Origin of the sequence: Caulobacter sp. 17J65-9 (assembly GCF_010975005.1) — a bacterium.
GTDB lineage: Bacteria > Pseudomonadota > Alphaproteobacteria > Caulobacterales > Caulobacteraceae > 17J80-11.
On record NZ_JAAIVC010000268.1, the window covers coordinates 1 to 2,876 of the forward strand.

Consider the following 2,876-nt stretch of genomic DNA (forward strand, 5'->3'; position numbering starts at 1 on the left):
CCGTGATGTCGTACGTGCCGGCCGAATTGGCCGGGCTGGTGGCGGTGATCTGGGTGTTCGAGTTGATGGTGTAGGTCGCCACCGTCGCGCCGAACTTCACCGCGCCGGTCGGGTTGGCAGCGGCGAAGCCCGTGCCGGTGATGGTCACCGTCGTACCGCCCCCCGTCGGCCCGGCCGTCGGCGAGACCGAGGTCACCGTCGGGGCCGCGACGTAGGTGTACTGGTCAGCCGCGCTGGTGGCGGAGGTGCCGCCAGGCGTCGCCACCGTGATGTCGTACGTGCCGGCCGAGTTGGCCGGGCTGGTCGCGGTGATCTGGGTGTTCGAGTTGATGGTGTAGGTCGCGTTCGTCGCGCCGAACTTCACCGCGCCGGTGGGGTTGGCGGCGCTGAAGCCCGTGCCGGTGATGGTCACCGTCGTTCCACCGCCGGTCGGGCCGGCGGTCGGCGAGACCGAGGTCACCGTCGGCGGCGCGATATAGGTGTACTGGTCGGCCGCGCTGGTGGCCGAGTTCCCGGCCGCGGTCGACACCCGCACGTCCACCGTGCCCGCGGCGTGGGCCGGGACGGTCGCGGTGATCTGGGTTGTCGAATTGACGGTGTAGGTGGTGGCCGCGACGCCGCCGAAGCTGACCGCGGTCACGCCCGCGAAGTCGGCGCCGGTGATGGTCACCGAATTGCCGCCGCCGGTCGCCCCCGCCGTCGGCGAGACCGACGTGACGGTCGGGACACCCGAACAGCTCACATTGATGGTGACGGTGCTGTCGAACGAGGACGGCTTCCACGCGAAGGGCTCTTGCGAGTAGCCCTGCACGCCGACCTCGTAAAAGTCGCCGGCGGCGCCCGTGCTCCCGGTGGTGAAGGAGCCGGACCCGCTCGCGGCGGCCCCGTCGATCAGACCGGCGTAGGTGGCTCCGTCGCCCTGCGTATACATCACGTAGACGTAGGCGCCCTTGGTGTTGCCCGACCAGGAATAGGTGACGACCTCGCCGTTCGCGATGGGCAAGCCCAGGTCCCAGGTGTTGCGGTCGGTGCCGAGGCCGTCCGCGTCGACGGTGTACGTCCCGCTCCAGCCGTTGAGGGCGCTGCAGCCGGCCGACATCGCTAAGGCGGCCGAGGGCGCCGCCAGGGCCAGCGCCACGCCTGCGACCAGACCCGTGGCAATGCGGCTCAGCGGTCGGATGGAGGCCCGGCGCGGACGCGCCTCGGTCCGCTCGCGCCGCTTCGGCGTCACCGGCGACGACAGCGCCGACACCCAACCGCGCGCCCGCGCGATCGCCGACCGAACCAAACCGAGCATGCCTTCGTCCCCCGACGAACCGCGCCTGAGGCGCGGACGCAAATATGGCCAGGACCACCGTTCAATCCCGAACGGTCGGACCCCGACGGTAAACCTTAACCATGCGTTTACGCCATTCGGCGAACGCCGCAATCTAAAATGGGTCGGATACCGACCGGTCCCCCACGTCAGTGCAAGGCCCAGACCAGCAGCGGCAGCAGCCACATCGCCAGCACGCCGTAGGCCACCAGCCGCCTGCGCCAGCGCATGGCGTCCCCTCCCCCTGCGCCGCTCATGAGACCGGCGCTTCACGGCCCGGTAGCAAGGGCCGCCGCCGCCCCGAATGCCTGAGCGTCGCAGGCGTGAGACGGCGCCGCTTTCGCGTTCAGGGTGAAACTGTGGACGACCGCCGTTCACCGGCGCCATTGTGCTGTCAGATCAATCGTCTCGGGGGGGATGATGACGGACGATAGCGCGCGGCCCGTGTGGGCCGGCTTCTGGCGACGCCTGTTCGCCTTCATCCTGGACACCCTGATCCTGGGCGCGATCGGCGCGGCCGTCACCCTGCCCGTCTTCGACCTGATGGCCACGATCGAGGGGCCGCTGCGGCTGGCCGGCGGCGCGGTCGCCCTCCTCTACTTCACCTGGTTCTCCAGCGGCGCGGGCGGCGCCGCGACTCCGGGCATGCGCCTGTTCGGCCTGAAGGTCGTGAACCTGAGGGGCCGGCCGATCGGGCTTGTCCGTTCGCTGTGGCGGGCCCTGGTGCTGCAGGCGCCGCTGACCCTGAACGGCACGCACCTGATCCTCGACGATCCGCTGGCGGCGCAGATCTTCACCGTCACGGCCTCGACCCTGGTGTTCGGGGTCACCCTGGCCCAGATCGTCCTGCTGCTGTTCAACCACCCGTCGCGCCGACTGGCCCACGACCTGGTCTCCGGCGCGGCGGTGGTGCGCCGCCACGCCGAGGGCGCGGTCCCGGCCGCCCGCTCGGCCGCGCCGCTGTTCGCCTGGCTGTTCGTGGGCCTGGGCCTGGCCGGCGGGGTGTGGATGGTGCTGCGCCCCAACGTGCTGGTCGGCCTGGCGCCCAACGTCGGCCCGCTGAGCGCCGCGGCGACGGCGGTGAACGCCCTGCCCGAGGCGATGGACGCCCAGGTCGGCGAGAACACCACCACCTACTGGGGCGACGAGGGCAAGACCACCACCCACACCCTGGTGATCACCGCCCGCCTCAAGGCCAGGCCGAAGGACCAGGAGGCCGAGGTCGAGCGCGTGGCCGAGGCCGCCCTGTCGGCCTACGAACTGGCCCCCGGCCAGCAGGTCATGGTGGTGCTGAAGCGCGGCTACGACGTCGGCCTGTGGAGCTCCTGGATCAGCTATCAGGCCCCCTACCAGCCGGCCGCACGCCCCGCCGCGACGCCGGAGGCGACGCCCGAGATCGAGGCCGACGCCCAGGCCGTGGTCGCCCAGGCCGAGGCGGACGCCTCCGCGGCGTCGGCGCGGGCCGAGCCGCCCCGCCCGGTCGAGCCGGTCGTCATGAAGCTCGAGCCGGTCGTCGTCCCGCCGGTCCCAGCCCCCGACGCCGCCCAGCCCGCTCCGGCGC

At 71.9% G+C, this 2,876-nt stretch carries 2 protein-coding genes; one reads left to right on the forward strand and one right to left on the reverse strand.

Annotated features, from left to right (window positions below):
• Window positions 1–1,297, reverse strand: a 1,297-nt coding sequence (locus tag G3573_RS21060) for an IPT/TIG domain-containing protein (RefSeq protein ID WP_205598420.1), incomplete at its 3' end; no start/stop codon positions are given.
• A gap of 438 nt (window positions 1,298–1,735) precedes the next feature.
• Between G3573_RS21060 and G3573_RS21065 the strand changes: the two genes are divergently transcribed.
• Window positions 1,736–2,876: RDD family protein (locus tag G3573_RS21065; RefSeq protein WP_163263605.1), on the forward strand; the 1,141-nt coding region annotated here is incomplete at its 3' end.